The sequence below is a fragment of the Gardnerella sp. Marseille-Q9185 genome (assembly GCF_046508745.1).
GTDB lineage: Bacteria > Actinomycetota > Actinomycetes > Actinomycetales > Bifidobacteriaceae > Bifidobacterium > Bifidobacterium greenwoodii.
In genome coordinates, this window is record NZ_JBKFWK010000004.1 from 42,719 (window position 1) to 60,124 (window position 17,406).

Sequence of the window (17,406 nt, forward strand, 5' to 3'; positions counted from 1 at the left end):
GTGTTTAGTATTTTAGAGATGTTTTCAGTAGGCGTTGGTCCTAGTTCTTCGCATACGGTAGGTCCTATGCGTGCAGCTTGTGCGTTTGTTACGTCACTTAAAAAAAGCGGCAATCTTAAAAACGTTGCGCACGTAAAGGTTACGCTTTATGGCTCGTTGTCTCTAACTGGTCTTGGTCACGGAACTGATCGCGCTTGTGTTGCAGGTCTTGAAGGAAATCTTCCAGATAATGTAGACACTGATCACATGCTTACCATTCGTCAGGAATGTAAAAAGACTGGAACTTTAACGCTTGCAGGGGAGCATACTATTTCTTTTGACTACGACAAGGACGTAATTTTTGAAAAATGGATGCGAATGGTTGTTCATCCTAACGGAATGCGTTTTGTGGCAGAAGATGCTAATGGAAACAATATAGATGAGCAAGTATGGTACTCAATTGGCGGCGGATTTGTGCGTCAAGGTCATGCTGATGATGCAATGGTTGGCTTGCATGAGCGCGTTACTGAGCAGGATGATAATAATAACGTAAGTAATAGTGATAGTAGCGAAAATAGTAGCGAAAATAATAGCGAAAATAGTAATGACAATACGGAAAAAGTTTCAAATCAAACAAAAGATTCCACTGTTCCGTATCCTTTTACTTCATGCGACGAGCTTATAAATATTTGCCTAGAAAAGCATATGTCAATCAGCGATGTTGTTTGGCAGAACGAATTAGCTTTGCATGAAGGCGATGCTGACTACGTGCGCAACTATTTGCTGCATGTTTGGAAAGTTATGAGCAAATGTGTAGAAAATGGCTGCAACTCAAAGCAACCGATTTTGCCAGGTGGTCTTGATGTTCCTCGCAGAGCGCCTCGAATGTATGAGCGTTTAGCTGCAAATTCAGACATGCTTCGCAATAATCGTCGTCGTTCAGATGCTGCTTTAGAAAGTTCAGACTCTGCGTGGGTTAATCTTTTTGCGCTCGCTGTTAGTGAAGAAAACGCTGGCGGCGGACGTATTGTTACTGCTCCAACGAATGGATCTGCTGGAATTATTCCTGCAGTATTACAGTATTATTGGCGATTTGTTGATTCTGCTAATGAAGATGGAGTTGTGCGATTTTTGCTTGCTGCAGGTGCAGTTGGTTACTTATTTAAGCGAAATGCTTCAATTTCTGGTGCTGAAGTTGGTTGCCAAGGGGAGGTTGGTTCTGCCTGTTCAATGGCTGCTGCAGGATTGTGCGAAGTGTTGGGAGGAACGCCGGAACAGGTTGAAAATGCTGCAGAAATTGGCATAGAGCATCATTTAGGATTGACTTGCGATCCGGTTGGTGGCTTAGTTCAAATTCCTTGTATTGAGCGCAATGCTATGGCTGCAAATACTGCAATTAATGCTGTTCGAATGGCAATGCTTGGAGATGGTTCGCATATGGTAAGTCTTGATCAGGCAATTAAGACTATGAAAGAAACTGGTCATGACATGATGTCTAAATATCGAGAAACTTCAAAAGGTGGACTAGCTGTAAACGTTGTTGAGTGCTAATCTAGGACGAGTTAATAAGAGTTAATCTAAATGCATTTAGTAATTCTATAGGGCTGTGAAATCAGTCTATGCGAATGTTATACTATTGCAGATTATACTAATTGGAGTTTTTAAAAAGGAGGCAATATGGCACAGGATATGCCGGCAGTAGCTGCAGAATTTGGTACTACGCCAACGGTGACGTTCCCTGAATCTGAACCGCCAGCTGGTCTTAAAGTTGTTGAATTGGTTGAAGGTAATGGCCCAGTTGTTCGCGCTGGTGATACTGTAACTGTGAATTATCATGGTGTTGTTTGGGGCAGTGAAAAGCCGTTTGATTCCAGCTTTGCCCGCCACACTCCAGCCAGCTTCGGTATTGGCGTTGGTCAAGTAATTCAGGGTTGGGATCGCACAGTTCCTGGACACAATGTTGGATCTCGTTTGCTTATTTCGATTCCACCTGAGTATGGTTATGGTTCTCGTGGTGTTCCACAAGCTGGTATTGACGGTGGAGCAACTTTAGTATTTGTTGTTGATATTATTTCAACTCGTTGAGTGAAAAACGTGTGCGCTGTTTTATTTAAGCGCGCAAAGTATTTGACTCTGTAAGAGATTGTTGGATAGGGAGGTAGCAATGGCTGAGGAAAAAACTATTTTGCTTACGCAGGAAGCGTATGACAAGTTGAAGGAAGAGTTAGCGCATCGCGAAGGTGAATATCGTGAAGAAATTACTGAACGTATTGCTGCAGCTCGAGCTGAAGGTGACTTGTCGGAAAACGGTGGTTATCAGGCTGCTCGAGAAGAGCAGGGCAAGAATGAGGGTCGTATTAACGAGCTTATTGTAAAGCTTCGTAATGCTAAGATTCTTGAAGCTCCGAAAGCTGGAACTGTTGGAAATGGTTCGTTGGTTGTTTTGGAACTTGCTGGTCGCGAAATGACTTATGTTCTTGGATCTCGAGATATTGCTGTAGCTACAGATTACGACGTTATTAGTCCTGAATCTCCGATTGGTGCAGCGATTATGGGTGCTCATGCGGGAGATACTGTTAGCTATGCAGCTCCTAATGGCCGTGAGATTTCTGTGACTATTAAGGAATCTAATCCTCTTGCATAAGTAGGTTGTTTTAATAAAATAATTCTCCCCATCTGGTTATTTATGTATCAGATGGGGAGATTTTTTTTGGGGGTTGGGTTTTAGGTTTAATTAAATTTTTCTTAGCACTGTAACAACTTTGCCCATAATAGTTGCGTGTGAGCCGTCTATAGGAGAGTATGCAGGATTGTGAGGAATAAGCCAAACGTGACCATTGTCATTTCTGAAAGTTTTAACTGTTGCCTCGCTATCAAGTAAAGCAGCAACAATATCTCCATTTACTGCTTCGTGTTGTTCGCGCACAACAACATAGTCTCCGTCACAAATGGCAGCATCAATCATAGAGTCGCCATGAACTTCAAGCATAAAAAGATTACCTGTGCCGGTTAAACGTTCTGGTAAGCGCATAACGTCTTCAACATGTTGTTCTGCTGTAATTGGTATTCCAGCAGCAATGCGTCCAACTAAAGGTACATCTCTAGAATTAATAACAGAATCTGAATCATAAGCAGCAATATCAACAGATTTTGAATAACCTTTGTTGATGCTGGTATTTATTTTGCTATCAGATACAGAATCGTCAAGAATTTCAATTGCGCGCCCTTTATTTGCGCTAATTCGCAAAACTCCTTTTTCTTCTAGAGCGCGTAGCTGGTGTTTTACAGAAGATGGGCTTCTAAGTCCAACGGCTTCGCCTATTTCTCTAAAGGAAGGTGGAAAACCATGAATTTTGAGACTGTTTTGAATAGCGTTAACAATTGCACGTTGACGTTCGGTAAGTGATAATTCGTCAACATTGCTGAGGTCAATGCTGTCATTATTGTTGACGGCATTGTTGTTTGCTCTCTCGTTATTCATGGTGCTCCTTTCGATGTATTAATAATAACTCACTTCTTCAAAAAAATCAAACATCTGTTCGACACGCCGTTGCAACTGTCGAACAAATGTGTCATTATTGATACACCTGTTCGATAGAACAAATGTTCAATTGATTGATGGCGAAGGAAAGGATAGTTATGAATACGGCATCGAGGAACAATAATCGCATTAGTACTCGTTCAAAAAGAATCGCAACTAAAGCTGTTTCAGGTAGTAAACGAGCTTCTGCAATGCGCATTAGAAGGAATAGAGTGTTAAGAATTATTGTGCTTCTTATGTCAATAGCTGTATTCTGTGCTGTGTTCATGCCAAAAACTGCTGTTTCGGCTGTTCCTGAAAAGTTTATTACATATACTGTGCGCCCAGGTGACACATTGTGGAGTTACGCTTCAACAATTACTCCAAAAAACGGCGATATTGCAGATAGTGTAGAACGACTTATTTCCTTAAATCATCTTTCATCAGCCGATTTGGAAGTTGGACAGTCTATTAATGTGCCAATTGTTAGTTCAAATCAGTGATATTAGAAAAATAAAGTGAATATTTTTATATCGTGTTTCCTTAATTTCTAGTATGCTGAATATATGCATTGTCCTTTTTGTAAAAATTCAGATACGAAAGTTATTGATACTCGTATTAGTGAAGATGGTTATTCTATTCGCCGTAGACGTGAATGTCAGGTGTGCGGAAATCGTTTTACAACAGTAGAAACGACTCAATTGCTTGTAATGAAGCGTTCAGGATCTGTTGAGCCTTTTGATCGTGCAAAAGTCGTAGCTGGTGTTGGTAAAGCATGCCAGGGTCGTCCTATTAACGCAGAAGCGTTAAAAACATTGGGTATGCGAGTAGAAGCTGATTTGCGTGCGCGTGGTTTAGCTCAGGTAACTTCTGAAGAAGTTGGTAAAGCTATTCTTAAGCCATTGCGTGAATTAGATGAGGTTGCGTATCTTCGTTTCGCAAGTGTATACCAAAACTTCACTGGTCTTGAAGATTTTGAGCGAGCTATTGAAGATTTAAAGCGTAGTAAAGAAGAAGAGTAGTACTTTTACTAATACCGTTACTAAGACTTTTATATAGAGCTTACTTACTTAACTACATAGCAGCTTATCTATTTAGCAAATTCTCCTGTTATTAAATTAATAACAGGAGAATTTTTAAGTTTTTCTGCGTTTTATATTTTATTATTCAAAATCTGCATCATTTCTGGTGCGAATAATATGCAATCTTTGAGTTGGTCTCGTCATAGCCACATACAGGTTTGCTGCTGCAGCCAACCTAGAAGCAGCTTCTTGCTCAATTTTAGAAGGCTGTAGCACAATTACAGCATCATATTCAAGACCTTTTACCTCTTCTGCGGTAGAAACACTGCATTGGCAATCGTCTGCACTCTGTTGACTAATGTTATTCCACATTTTTTCAGGTAAAGCATTCTTTAATGCTTGATTTACTATTTCCTGAGTATGCTTCACCATGTCACAAGGAGCAATAATAGCTATGCGACCGCTACCATCTTCAGATATAAACTTTTTGAACAATTGAACACATGAATTAGCAAGAGTTGTATCAAGCTCATCATTAGATTCAACAATATCTGACATTAGAGAATCTGGAACGGATCTTACAGCATTAACTGTGGAAATATATAATCCAGAATTGGTTGCAATTTTGCTTGCAGCTTCGGAAACTTCGCGAGGATTACGATAATTAATCGTAAGTTCATAAAGATCCCAATTTGATTCGCCAAACATTGGATTCATATTTTTCTGCCAACGGTGTGTGCCGCCTAAAGCAGAAGTTTGTGCAACATCTCCAACAATAGTAAATGAGCGCGAAGGGCAGCGTCGTATAAGCATACGCCAGTCCATTGCTGTAAGCTCTTGAGCTTCATCCACAACTATGTGACCATAAGTCCACTCGCGGTCGGATGCGGCTTTACGCGCAAGCATACCAGCGTCGTCGCCCTGCAAATTATCAAGAAGCATATCTGCAGTTACAATGCCATTTCCTATTCCTGCCTGAGCCAAAGTATCTGCAGCGAACTGCTGTTCCTCAAGCTTCTTAGCCTGTAACGCTGCTCGCTGAGCATCAAGTTTTGGATCTGCTCCAAGCAATTCCATTGCTTCATCCAAAAGTGGAATATCAGATTTAGTAAGAGGGCTGCCTTTTTTACGAGTAAGAGCATTAATATCTTCCTCGCTAAGCCATGGAGCATATTTGCGCAATTGATCAGGTTTTGAAAAAAGCTGATCAATAAGCCATTGTCCTGTCATTGGGAGCCAAGCAAGATTTAGCGTAATTCGAAGCTTATCGTCCAAACGAAGTTGAGAAGTTATATCGTTTAATTCCGTTTGATCAGGAGTGTAGTCTAGCTGCTGCAGATAACGGTTCTTCAGTATGCTAAGCACTGTTTTAACAAACGTAGTTCTCGCTTGATTGTGCGTCTGATGAGTATGTTTTGCGTCTGCTTGAGCAATTTCAATATCTTCTTTTAGAAGAGGTACGCTTAATCCTCCAATATGTAATGTTGGAAGATTTTTAGGTACTCGAATACGAGCTGCAATAGCGTTTGCAATAACCGTTCGCATACGGTACATGCCTTTTAATTTTGCAGCATACGCAGAATCTTCACAAGTTGCGTGAATTCCAGGAATTAAATCCGCAATAGTACGGCTTACTACGCCAGTTTCGCCAAGAGATGGAAGAACTTGATCAATATAGCGCAAAAATGCGGAGCTTGGTCCAACAATAAGAACTCCAGAACGTTCAAGTTTGCGTCTGTGAGTGTACAACAAGTACGCTGCTCGGTGCAAAGCAACGGCTGTTTTTCCTGTGCCAGGCCCTCCTTGAACAACAATCGTGCGATCCAGAGGAGCTCGAATAATCCTGTCTTGTTCAGCCTGAATAGTTGCAACAATATCAGTCATTTTTCCGGTTCTGCGAGAACCCAATGAAGCTAACAGTGCACCTTCGCCTGTTAAAGTTCCTTGTTCAGAAGCTTTTCCTACTTCTTCCGAATGAATATCTAAAATTTCATCCTCAACGCCAACAACGTCTCTAAAACGAAGTGTAATGTGACGACGCATAACAATGTCGCCGTGATGCGAAGGAGTCGCTTCATAGAATGGTCGTGCTGCTTCGGCTCGCCAATCTGTAAGAATAGGATCGTGGTTTTCGCTGAGCAAACCAATGCGTCCAATGTATCGTCTAATACCTTCTGTGTTATCAAGTCGTCCAAAAACAAGCCTATCTTCAACAGCGCGCAACTGTGTTAAGCGATCCTCGTACATGGTTGCGAAAGAATCACGCTCTGTGCGTTGAGTAGGAGATCCGTGCGAACCTGCTGCGCGTACAGCATCCAAGCGTGTACGAATAGTGTTACGCAAGTCATCAAGTCGACTATAAGCACTGTCAACAGCCTGCTGTTCTTCGCTAAGTTGTGAGGAATAGGTAGACATACGCTTCCATTCTTAGTAAAATCTGCAGCCAAATCAAAGCCAATTTTTAGGCATTTAAGTATATCTCGAGGCATAAACCACTGATTTATTTCGTGTTGTAATCTAAATTAAAACAAGCTAAAAGTTTAGCGAATAATTGCGTTTTATTTTGCCGCAAAAATATAATCTAAACATATGTTTATAAGGGTTGATTTTGAATTATAAAGAGATAGAATTTTTGAGTTGTGAAGCATAAAACGATGAGGTTGACGCCTACGAGTTTGTTGCAACTTAAAATAAACAGAATGGCTTACTGCATCACTGTTGATGTAGCGAGTTTGTGATCAGAAAGGTAGTTCACATGAAGAAGCTTATTCTTGATTTGGATACTGGTGTTGATGATACCTTAGCAATTTCTTATGCTCTTGGTAGCCCTGAGGTTGAGCTGATTGGTATTACTGGTACGTATGGCAACGTTTTAATGGAGCAGGGCGTTCGTAATGCTCTTGCTATAACAGATTTATTTGGACATCCAGAAGTTAAAGTGTATCTTGGTTTGCCGCATGCGAGCAAGAAAGATTCGTTTGAAGTTCTGCCTATTTCTGCATTCATTCACGGTGACAATGGTATTGGCGATGTTGTTATTCCAGATTCAAAGCGTGAAGCTGAGTCTGAGCCAGCTGTTGATTTTATAATTGATGCAGTTAAGACTTATGGCAAGGATCTTATTTATGTTCCGACTGGTCCTATGACAAATATTGCTGCTGCATTGCATAAGGCTCCAGAAATCAAAGATGAAATTGGCAAGATTGTTCTTATGGGCGGCGCTCTTACAATTCATGGAAATGTAACTCCTTGGATGGAAGCAAATATTTCCCAAGATCCAGATGCAGCAGACGTCCTATTCCGTTCTGGCGCCCCCGTAACAATGGTTGGTTTGGATGTGACTTTGCAAACCTTGCTTACCTATAAGGAAACGCAACAGTGGCGTGATCTTGGCACAAAAGCTGGTAAGTTCCTTGCGGATATGACCGACTTCTACATTAAGGCTTACGAAACTACTGCTCCTCACCTTGGTGGCTGCGGTTTGCACGATCCGTTGGCTGTTGCAGTTGCTGTTGACCCAACGCTTGTTACAACTCTACCAATCAACATGCAGGTAGATGTTGAAGGCCCAACTCGTGGACGCACTATTGGTGATGTAACACGTTTGAACGACCCTGTTAAAACAATGCAAGTAGCTTTGGGTGTAGATGTTAAGCGTTTCTTGAACGAATTCATGACGCGAATTTCTAACTTGGCAAAAATTGCTGGCTGATTAAAACTTAATAACAAAATTTATACGTAATAAATGATTGGATTATTATGAATGAAAATGCAGCTGCTATTGCAGCAGACCCATACGAGGATCCAAAAACCCGCGATAAAGTGGCAATTTATTCTCTTATTTTGCTGCTTATTACGTTTATTCTTGGCACTTTGTGTTTGCAAGGCTTCAACTTGGTATTTAACCAGATTGGTAAAGCTGTTGGAGCGCCTGATCAGGCATCTCTTATTACAAGCTTACCGATTATTGTGTTAGGTATAGTTTGCTTTATTTATGGATCTTTAGGTGACTTTGTGTCGCTTCGTAGGCTTATAACAATCGGTCTCGTAACACTGTTTGTTGGATCTTTATTTGGTTTTATTGCAAACTTCTATTTCACTCCAAACTTGTGGACCGTTATTATTGCACGTATTTTGCAAACCGCTGGTGAGCAGGTTGCAGGATCTTCCTTCCTGGTTATTGCAACTAAGTATTTGCGCAATGACTTGAAAGTTATTTTCTTCGGGCTCTTTACTGCTGCCTATCAGCTTTCTGCTTCTATTGGCGTATTTGCTGCTGGCGCTCTTAGCTCTATTGCTTGGCAGTATTTGTTCTTGATTCCTGCAATTACTATTTTGTTCTTGCCGGTTCTTGTTAAGTGCTTGCCTACTAAGAATGGTATTGGCGGGAAGATTGATAAGCTTGGCTTCACAGTATTTGGTATTGCTGTAACGCTTCTTACGCTCTTCTTCTCTTATAAAGCCTGGGGACTGTTGCTTGGTTCTATAGTGCTTTTTGTTCTGTTTGCTTTCTACATTATGAAGGCGAAGAACCCATTCGTAACGCCAGCATTCTTTAAGAATAAGCGTTGGCTTTCTGGCATCGTATTGATCTTCATCTTCTACTTCACCAACTATTGCATGCCTCCTATTTACAATGTGATTGGCAGCGCTTTGTATCACATGAACACTTCACAGGTTTCTTCCTACCTTGTGTGGGCTTTTGTGTGCGCAGCAGTATTTGGTGTGTTCTCCGGTACGATTATTAGTCATATCGGCCGTAAAGCAGGTATTATTACAGCAGCATTCTTGATGATTGTTGGCTGGGTTGGTGCAGCTTTGCTTATCAACACTGATTTTATGTCGCTTACTATTTGCGCATGCATTTACTATGCAGGATGCGGCTTGATGTATTCTCCAATTGTTTCAACAGTTCTTTCTGCTCTTCCAGTTGAAGAATCTGGCCGTGGCTGTGGCATGAATGATTTAATTATGAATGTTACTGCTTCCATTGGTATTTCTCTCTTTAGTGGTTTCTTTGGTGGAGATTTATTCAAGGGATTCTCCTTCAGTGGTCTTAGCGGAAAGTATGCAGGTTATTCCAATTTGCTTATGATGGGTGCAGCAGTAGCCGTCATTGGTTTAGTGGTTTACTTGGTTCGCAGCTGCTTTATTTCTGAAAAGAAGGAAATTGCTGAAGAATAGTCTAAATAGGCTAATAACTAAGCAAAAATAAGAGTAGGCGGTTGTACAAAATACGTGCGACCGCCTACTCTTTTGTTAATTATTTTATGCTTCCAGTTTTCGCATTCGCTGTATGCTAATTGGGTAGGCTGTGCCAAGCTCTTGCGCCCAAAGTGACACATAAAACTCTTCACACATCCAGCGCAATCTTTCCGCAATATTTTCTGCTTCATCATGCGATGGTCCTGCAGGTAAAGATTTTGCTTTATCTTTAGCTTTTTCAACAATCTTGTTTGCTTCTTCAGCTTCCCAAGCCCAACGAACATCACGGTTTTTATCTGACTTAGCTTTATTAAGACGAATCACGTCAGCATGCAAATATTTTTCTATTCTAGGAAGTGAATCCGATGGGGCTTTATCAATAAAACCTTCATAAACTAGGCTTGCAACATGCTCTCGAATGGACTGCAAAACTGATAGCATCGGCAAATCTGCTTTGCCAGAAACAGCTTTACTAACTTCCGCATCACGCTTTAATATAGCAATCACATCGTGAGCTACATCGTATACCGTATCCTCGTATATTTCGGAAATGTTGGCAACAGTTTCGCGTAATAAATTGTCATCAGTAATATTGTCTGTGTTTGGAATCAGTCGTTTTACTGCTGCCATTTGCAAGTCTTCTGCTAAATCTTTAGAAGTTGAGTAAGGTGCGGCTGCAAGAAGTAAAGCTTCTGAACCAAGCCATCTGGAAGTAATACGCTTGTTGTCTAAATGCAACATGTTTAGCGCACCCTGCCATACCATTTGCGAGCGAGAAATATTAGTAGCGCCTGATTTGTGCAATAAATCAGCTCTTTCTACAACGTTTCCAGCTTGAGCTGCTTTACTTGCTTTACGATTTACAACCGCTCTAGCAGATTCTTGAGCTTCTTTTGCAAAGCGTTTTTGCAATGCAATTAATGACTTATCTGTTCCAAGAATTGTAGGTTTTACGCGATTAGCATAATTGTTTTTTACGGCAGTTTTATTGCGATTTGAGTTAGTTTTTCTTTCTTCAACGCTAAAAGTTACGCGCAAATATGGTGAAAGCCTTTCTATTTGCTCATCGTTAAACACTTCCGGATGAATCTGCGCGCCAATAACAGCAATAGCAGCTTTGGTAAAAACTTCGCGAAAATCAGGCCAAGAAGGAGCATTTATATCTTTATTAGTTTCTTCAATTCCAGGAAGAGTATCGTAATGCTCGTCAATCCAAGAACGAATTTTTTGCGCAGTATTAGGTGCTGGAACAAATTGCACTCGTAAAGATTTTGGCAAAGACTTAATCATTCCAATAATAAGCTCGTCCAACAAACCTGGAACATTCCAAGTAAACTCTTCAGACGTTAACCTGGAAAGCGCGTAAAGCGGTACATGCACCGTTACGCCGTCCAAAGGATTGCTAGGATCATAAATATAGCTTAAGCGAAGTCTTATAGGCTCACCGTCAGTTCCAACAGTATTCCAATGGTCAGGATAATCCGCTAAATCAGTGCTTTGTGTAGTTTGCAAACGTTCAACTTCATCAGGATCAAAGTTGAGCATATTAGGATTTTCTTCCCAATTATCCTTCCACCATTTTGCAAGAGCTGCAATAGTGGTAGCTTCTTGAGGAATGCGAGTGTCGTAAAAAGTAAATAAATCTTCGTCGTTTACAGTTTCGCTTATTTGACGAGTGCGATTTGCTTGATTATCTGCATCGTCAAGCACATTGCGATTATTTAAAATAAACTCATCGTGCTGGAAACGCTGCTGAATATCGCCTTCAACTAATCCTTGACGAATCATAATCATACGAGCTTCGTAAGGATTAACTCTAGCCCATTGAACCGTGCGATCTTTAACAATAGGCAATCCGTATAGCAATACTTTAGATTTTGCTATGGCAGCGCCTTTAGAAGCGCTCCAATGGGCGTCAGAATATGTGACTCTCGTAAGATTTTTAGCAAGAGGCTCAGCCCAAGCAGGATCAATTTGTGCGCAGTATCTTGCCCAAAGTCTTGAAGTTTCAACTAATTCAGTGCAAATAATCCACGAAGGAGTTGTTTTAGAAACTGCAGAAGCTGGAAAGATTGCAAATCTTGTGCCTCGAGAGCCTTGATAATCGTTTTTAGACATTTTTTGAGCGCGTTTCATAGCTCGAATTTTTGCAGTTCCACTTAATCCCGCAAAATCAGAAGATTTAGGTTCACGCACTACTTGCATTCCCATCATAGAAAGCAATCCTGCAAGCATTGATGAGTGTATTCCTTGCGAATCCCAAGAACAGCATAAGCTGTGAGAAGCCTGCTGGTTATTAGGAAGTTGACGAATTTCCAAAGATGGTCTTCTAACTGGGGTAGGGTCGCCAACTTTATAATGCAACTCTTTACACAAGTCTTGAAGCTGATTAACTAAATCTTTCCACTGTTTTAAACGCAGAAAGTGGAAAAATTCCGCTTTGCAAATCTTACGAAGCGCATTGTTGCTCATATCTCCATCCGCTTGGAATAGGCGATCCCACATGTTAAGAGCAGTCAAAAAATCACTTGTTTCGTCTGCATAACGATTATGAAGCCTATCTGCTTCCTCGCGCTGTTCCTCAGGACGTTCGCGAGGATCTTGCAAACTTAAGAATGCAACAATTACAAGCACTGCAGCAAGAGTATTTGGAGTAGTTTTTCGCGCTGCTTCAACAATCATTCGTCCTAGTCGAATATCAATCGGCAGCTTAGAAAGCTCGCGTCCAACTTTAGTTAAAGTAATTACACCAGATTTTCTGCTTATTGCTCCAAGCTCGGTAAGTTCGTTAAAGCCATCGCTTACAGCTTTTATGTCTGGCGGATCAATAAAACCAAAATTAGTAATATCTTCGCCAGTTTTAGCAACACCAACCGAAAGCATATGCAAAACTACTGCACCAAGAGAAGTGCGCAAAATTTCAGGATCTGTAAAACGTGGGCGAGTTTCATAATCTTCGCGCGAATAAAGTCTAATAGCAATGCCGTCTGCGATTCGTCCGCATCGTCCAGAACGCTGATCTGCGCTCGCTTGAGAAATCGGTTCTATTGGAAGACGTTGCACTTTAGCAGACTTAGAATACCTGGAAATTCTCGCAAAACCGGGGTCAACAACGTATCGAATACCAGGCACAGTAAGAGAAGTTTCAGCAACATTCGTAGCAATAACAATGCGCTGATGAGAGTGTGATTCAAAAACTCTGTGCTGATCTTTTGAAGAAAGACGGGCAAAAAGAGGAACAATTTCAATAGCATCCGCTCGCTTCATATCACTTGCTCGCGTGCCAAAATATGAACGTAAGCCATCTTCAAACTCTCGAATATCGCGCTCGCCGGAAGCAAAAACCATAATGTCACGCGCGCCTCGATCGTGACTTGAATGAATTACCAACTGTGCGCATGCGCGAGTTACTGCAGAAGTCATATCTTCATCCGCAATATCATCGCGATTGCTTTCGCTGGATTGACTTTCTGCAACAGTTTCCTCATCCATTGTTATATCTGCAAAGCCAGGAACATGTTTCATAAGTGAAGGAGCGGATCCAAGAGGTTCGTAAAGTACTTTCACAGGATACGTGCGTCCCGAAACTTCAATAACAGGAACTTTTATATGTAGAGCTTCTTCAAAATGATCGCGGAATTTAGCTGAATCAATAGTTGCAGACGTAATAATCAGTTTTAAATCTTGACGCTTTGGGAGCAAAGTCGTTAAGTATCCTAGAAGAAAATCAATATTAAGACTGCGTTCGTGAGCTTCGTCAATAATAATCGTGTCGTATCTAGTAAGAAGAGGATCGCGCTGAATTTGCGCAAGTAAAATACCGTCAGTAACAATTCGAAGCTTTGTCTTAGTTGAGCTTTCGTCGGTAAAACGCACCTGGTAGCCGATTTCTTCGCCCAGTTTTACTCCCATTTCGCTGGCAATACGCTCGGCTACGGTTCGTGCAGCTAAACGGCGAGGCTGAGTGTGTACGATTTGCTTACCTCTGCCGCCTCTTCCAAGCTCAAGCGCCATTTTTGGTATTTGCGTAGTCTTACCAGAGCCGGTTTGTCCGGAAACAATCACAACTTGTGAAGACTTAATTGCTTCTACAATTTCGTCGTGTACTGCGCAAATAGGAAGTTCAGCAGGGTAGTCAAATTTCATAATATGTTTATTTCTTTTCGTAGATATTTACTTTTTTAGTACTTCAATAACACGGTACCCTTTGGAACTAGCGTATTTTTCAACGCTATAACTTTCACCCAGATTCTCAGCAAGCCAAGTAATAAGTGAATCTGATCCAAGATTTTTTTGCACAACCAAGTATGCTGCTCCTCCTACTTTCAAACGCGGAATCCAAGTTAGCAAAATATTGTGCAATATTTCTTTTCCAACGCGAATTGGGGGATTAGACCATATAATATCAAAATTATTAAATTCTAAAGTATTGTTTTCTTTTAAAGCGTCATCTACTAAAGAAGTGTGAATATGCTTTAAGCCAGCGTTTTTTGCGTTTAATTCAGTAAGTTCCAGAGCTCTCTCGTTAACATCCACAGCAAAAATTTCCGCATTTGGAGACTCCAACCCTAAAGCGATGCTAATAGGGCCCCAGCCGCAGCCAATATCGAGGAATTTTCCTAACTCCGGGAGTTTTGGAGCATGTTTTAAAAGTACAGATGTGCCTAAATCAAGTCTTGAAGTGCTAAAAACTCCGTTAGAAACTTGCACGGTTACGTCATTGTCTCGTAAAGTTACGTGTAATGTGCGACGCTCGTCAATCGATGAAGGCTCGGCTGAAAAGTATTGTTCACCACTTATTTTTTGTTGTTTTTGTTTATTTTTTTGCTTTTGCGTATTTTGTGGTTGTGCTTTTTTATATTGGTTTGATTCTTGTAACTGCTTTGCTTTTTTCGATTGCTGCTTACTCATAATTCGCTATTTATTTGCTTTCGCATCGTTTTGTATTGTCGGCTCAATTCACCATAATAAAACAAACGTTGTAAAACGTTATTCACAATGGAATACAGGAGGACATAATGGTAGATAGCGAGGGGACTGCTACTCATGATGTGCTTTTGAGTCATTCCGACGTGCTTCTTGACAACACGTCATCAAGAGAACAGCACGATGAGACTTGGCAGGAGCGCGAATCACGAAACGCTTTAAAGCGTGTTGCAGGTCTTGGCGAATTACAAGATGTTACTGAAGTTGAATACAGAAAGCTTCGCCTTGAACGCGTTGTTTTAGTAGGCGTATGGTCGAGTGCAAAAGGAACTCTTACACAAGCGGAAGAATCTTTGCGAGAGCTTGCAGCATTAGCTCAAACAGCTGGCGCTGTTGTGTGCGACGGAATATTGCAACAGCGTTATAGACCAGATGCTGCAACTTATGTTGGTTCTGGAAAAGCTCGTGAGATTGCAGCAGTTGTTGCGCAACATGATGCAGACACGATTATTGTTGACGACGATTTACCTCCAAGCCAAAGACGCGCTTTAGAAGATGTAACTAAAGTTAAGGTTGTTGATAGAACTGCTGTGATTCTAGACATTTTCGCTCAGCATGCTACGAGCCGCGAAGGTAAAGCTCAAGTGGAGCTTGCACAATTGCAATACATGCTTCCTAGACTTAGAGGCTGGGGTGCGGCTCTTTCTAGGCAGGCTGGCGGACGAGCTGCAGGAGAAGCTGGTATTGGTTCTAGAGGGCCTGGCGAAACAAAAATAGAAATGGATCGTCGAGCTATTCGCAATCGTATTTCTAAACTTCGCCACGATATTGCACATATGGCACCTGCACGTGACGTAAAACGTGAATCTCGCAGACGTAAAGATATTCCAACAGTTGCAGTAGTTGGCTATACGAACGCTGGTAAATCTTCCATTATTAATTGCTTAACTGGTTCGCAAGAATTAGTAGAAAATGCGTTATTTGCAACTCTTGATACAGCAGTTCGTCGAGCGCAAACTCAAGACGGCAGAAACTATACTTTAGTTGACACTGTTGGTTTTGTGCGCAGGCTACCAACTCAACTTGTGGAAGCTTTTAAATCTACTTTGGAAGAAGTTAGCCAAGCTGATGTTATTTTGCACGTAGTTGACGGTTCGCACCCGGATCCTATTTCGCAAATTGATGCAGTAAACGAGGTTCTTTCAAAAATTGATGGCGTAGAAGATATTCCACAAATTATTGCATTTAATAAGTCAGATATGATGAGCGATGCTACGCGAGAACATTTTAACGCTATTTACTCGAATGCAATTATTGTTTCGGCAGCAAGTGGCGAAAATGTGCAAATACTTCGCGATTCTATAGAAGAATTGTTGCCATCTCCACGCGTTCATATAGATGCGATTATTCCGTATAGTGAAGGTTCGCTTCTTTCAAAAATTCGCGAAAATGGCATAGTTGAAAAGGTTGATTACTTAGATACCGGTATTAGTATTACAGCTTTAGTTGGTCCTTCTTTAGCTGCAAAACTAAAGCAAGTCGCATTGCAATAAAAAATTCCGGTGGTGCGATTAGAGTAAAGGTGTTCATACCAATAAGCTCTTAATGTGAGAGCAGCCCTTAATAATGCATAAATTAAGTATTTTTATGCGAGTAGGGTTTAATAGGTTGCCGAAAAGAGGTTTTTGCTCATGGTGAGTTCGCAGGTTAAGCCAACGAAGCTTGCAATTATTGGTGCTGGTGCAGTCGGTTCTACTCTCGCTTTCGCTGCTGCGCAGCGCGGTGTTGCTCGTGAGATTGTGCTTGAAGATATTGCTAAGGAACGTGTTGAAGCTGAAGTTTTGGATATGCAGCATGGTTCTAGCTTCTATCCTGCAGTTTCTATCGCCGGTTCTGATGATGTTGAGATTTGCCGTGACGCTGACATGGTTGTTATTACCGCTGGCGCTCGCCAGAAGCCAGGTCAAACTCGTTTGGAGCTTGCAGGCGCAACTATCAACATCATGAAGTCAATCATTCCAAACGTGGTCAAGGTTGCTCCTAACGCAATCTACATGTTAATCACCAACCCTGTTGATGTTGTAACCCACGTTTCTATGAAGCTTTCTGGTCTTCCAGCAAACCAAATGTTCGGTTCTGGAACCAACCTTGATTCTGCTCGTCTTCGCTTCCTTATTGCTCAGCACACTGGCGTAAACGTTAAGAATGTTCACGCTTATATTGCTGGCGAGCACGGTGATTCTGAAGTTCCACTGTGGGCTTCTGCAACCATCGGTGGTGTTCCAATGTGCGATTGGAACGCTCTTCCAGGCCACGAGCCATTGGATGCTGCTAAGCGCGAGGAGATTCACCAGGAAGTTGTTAACGCTGCTTACAAGATTATCAACGGTAAGGGTGCTACAAACTACGCTATTGCAATGTCTGGCGTAGATATTGTTGAGGCTGTTCTTCGTGACACCAACCGCATTTTGCCAGTATCTTCTTTGCTTGATGACTTCCACGGCATTTCCGACGTGTGCATGTCTGTGCCAACCTTGCTTAATCGCAATGGTGTAAACTCTCGTCTAAACACTCCAGTTTCTGATCGTGAGTTGGCTGCCTTGAAGCGTTCTGCAGAGACCTTGCGCGAAACAGCTGCTAAGTTTGGCTTCTAGTTTTTAGAATCTTAAAACTAATATCTAATAAATAAACCGCTTCTTTGCTTAAACTGTGAAGAAGCGGTTTTTGTATTGCTTCTATCAACATACCGAGCAA

The 17,406-nt window shown here is 41.4% G+C and carries 13 protein-coding genes; 9 read left to right on the top strand and 4 right to left on the bottom strand.

Annotation, left to right across the window (positions count from 1 at the left end; genetic code table 11):
- Window positions 1-18: 18 nt before the first annotated feature.
- From ACLD5M_RS04630 to ACLD5M_RS04640, 3 genes are all read left to right on the top strand, one after another.
- A complete protein-coding gene (locus ACLD5M_RS04630) occupies window positions 19-1,530 on the top strand; it encodes an L-serine ammonia-lyase (protein WP_410313301.1) in 1,512 nt (503 codons plus the stop codon).
- A 126-nt stretch (window positions 1,531-1,656) separates the two neighbouring features.
- Window positions 1,657-2,064, top strand: coding sequence for an FKBP-type peptidyl-prolyl cis-trans isomerase (locus ACLD5M_RS04635; RefSeq protein WP_004134690.1), 408 nt, complete (start codon window positions 1,657-1,659; stop codon window positions 2,062-2,064).
- 79 nt (window positions 2,065-2,143) lie between these two features.
- Window positions 2,144-2,623, top strand: coding sequence for a GreA/GreB family elongation factor (locus ACLD5M_RS04640; RefSeq protein ID WP_004128294.1), 480 nt, complete (start codon window positions 2,144-2,146; stop codon window positions 2,621-2,623).
- 90 nt (window positions 2,624-2,713) lie between these two features.
- Here ACLD5M_RS04640 and lexA read toward each other — a convergent pair whose 3' ends face one another.
- Window positions 2,714-3,460, bottom strand: a complete 747-nt coding sequence (lexA, locus tag ACLD5M_RS04645) for a transcriptional repressor LexA (protein WP_004134689.1) — start codon at window positions 3,458-3,460, stop codon at window positions 2,714-2,716.
- Between the two features lie 158 nt (window positions 3,461-3,618).
- Between lexA and ACLD5M_RS04650 the strand changes: the two genes are divergently transcribed.
- Together ACLD5M_RS04650 and nrdR are read left to right on the top strand one after the other, a co-directional pair.
- Window positions 3,619-4,002: a LysM peptidoglycan-binding domain-containing protein gene (locus tag ACLD5M_RS04650; protein ID WP_410313302.1), complete on the top strand. Its 384-nt coding sequence runs from the start codon at window positions 3,619-3,621 to the stop codon at window positions 4,000-4,002.
- A gap of 63 nt (window positions 4,003-4,065) precedes the next feature.
- Window positions 4,066-4,521, top strand: a complete 456-nt coding sequence (gene nrdR / locus ACLD5M_RS04655; protein ID WP_004134687.1) for a transcriptional regulator NrdR — start codon at window positions 4,066-4,068, stop codon at window positions 4,519-4,521.
- A gap of 141 nt (window positions 4,522-4,662) precedes the next feature.
- On the opposite strand, the gene ACLD5M_RS04660 is transcribed toward nrdR, so the two are convergent.
- Window positions 4,663-6,936 (bottom strand): HelD family protein, encoded by a 2,274-nt coding sequence (locus tag ACLD5M_RS04660; protein WP_410313303.1) that lies wholly within the window; start codon window positions 6,934-6,936, stop codon window positions 4,663-4,665.
- Window positions 6,937-7,276: 340 nt separating this feature from the next.
- Here ACLD5M_RS04660 and ACLD5M_RS04665 point away from each other — a divergent pair, with 340 nt between their 5' ends.
- Window positions 7,277-8,233, top strand: a complete 957-nt coding sequence (locus ACLD5M_RS04665; RefSeq protein WP_410313304.1) for a nucleoside hydrolase — start codon at window positions 7,277-7,279, stop codon at window positions 8,231-8,233.
- Between the two features lie 47 nt (window positions 8,234-8,280).
- Window positions 8,281-9,705, top strand: coding sequence for an MFS transporter (locus ACLD5M_RS04670; RefSeq protein WP_410295999.1), 1,425 nt, complete (start codon window positions 8,281-8,283; stop codon window positions 9,703-9,705).
- Window positions 9,706-9,789: 84 nt separating this feature from the next.
- On the opposite strand, the gene hrpA is transcribed toward ACLD5M_RS04670, so the two are convergent.
- Window positions 9,790-13,899, bottom strand: a complete 4,110-nt coding sequence (hrpA, locus tag ACLD5M_RS04675; protein ID WP_410314707.1) for an ATP-dependent RNA helicase HrpA — start codon at window positions 13,897-13,899, stop codon at window positions 9,790-9,792.
- A complete protein-coding gene (locus tag ACLD5M_RS04680; RefSeq protein WP_004134679.1) occupies window positions 13,900-14,637 on the bottom strand; it encodes a class I SAM-dependent methyltransferase in 738 nt (245 codons plus the stop codon). It lies immediately after the preceding gene.
- Between the two features lie 107 nt (window positions 14,638-14,744).
- Between ACLD5M_RS04680 and hflX the strand changes: the two genes are divergently transcribed.
- Window positions 14,745-16,205 carry a GTPase HflX gene (gene hflX / locus ACLD5M_RS04685; RefSeq protein WP_004134676.1) on the top strand — a complete coding sequence of 487 codons (1,461 nt, stop codon included), beginning with the start codon at window positions 14,745-14,747 and terminating at the stop codon, window positions 16,203-16,205.
- A 138-nt stretch (window positions 16,206-16,343) separates the two neighbouring features.
- Window positions 16,344-17,306 (top strand): L-lactate dehydrogenase, encoded by a 963-nt coding sequence (locus tag ACLD5M_RS04690; protein ID WP_004107125.1) that lies wholly within the window; start codon window positions 16,344-16,346, stop codon window positions 17,304-17,306.
- The last annotated feature ends 100 nt before the right edge of the window (window positions 17,307-17,406 follow it).

Coding starts and splice junctions, on each gene's coding strand:
- ACLD5M_RS04630 (WP_410313301.1), top strand. CDS start 19: ATGTTTTCAGTAGGCGTTGGTCCTAGTTCTTCGCATACGGTAGGTCCT.
- ACLD5M_RS04635 (WP_004134690.1), top strand. CDS start 1,657: ATGGCACAGGATATGCCGGCAGTAGCTGCAGAATTTGGTACTACGCCA.
- ACLD5M_RS04640 (WP_004128294.1), top strand. CDS start 2,144: ATGGCTGAGGAAAAAACTATTTTGCTTACGCAGGAAGCGTATGACAAG.
- lexA (WP_004134689.1), bottom strand. CDS start 3,460: ATGAATAACGAGAGAGCAAACAACAATGCCGTCAACAATAATGACAGC.
- ACLD5M_RS04650 (WP_410313302.1), top strand. CDS start 3,619: ATGAATACGGCATCGAGGAACAATAATCGCATTAGTACTCGTTCAAAA.
- nrdR (WP_004134687.1), top strand. CDS start 4,066: ATGCATTGTCCTTTTTGTAAAAATTCAGATACGAAAGTTATTGATACT.
- ACLD5M_RS04660 (WP_410313303.1), bottom strand. CDS start 6,936: ATGTCTACCTATTCCTCACAACTTAGCGAAGAACAGCAGGCTGTTGAC.
- ACLD5M_RS04665 (WP_410313304.1), top strand. CDS start 7,277: ATGAAGAAGCTTATTCTTGATTTGGATACTGGTGTTGATGATACCTTA.
- ACLD5M_RS04670 (WP_410295999.1), top strand. CDS start 8,281: ATGAATGAAAATGCAGCTGCTATTGCAGCAGACCCATACGAGGATCCA.
- ACLD5M_RS04680 (WP_004134679.1), bottom strand. CDS start 14,637: ATGAGTAAGCAGCAATCGAAAAAAGCAAAGCAGTTACAAGAATCAAAC.
- hflX (WP_004134676.1), top strand. CDS start 14,745: ATGGTAGATAGCGAGGGGACTGCTACTCATGATGTGCTTTTGAGTCAT.
- ACLD5M_RS04690 (WP_004107125.1), top strand. CDS start 16,344: ATGGTGAGTTCGCAGGTTAAGCCAACGAAGCTTGCAATTATTGGTGCT.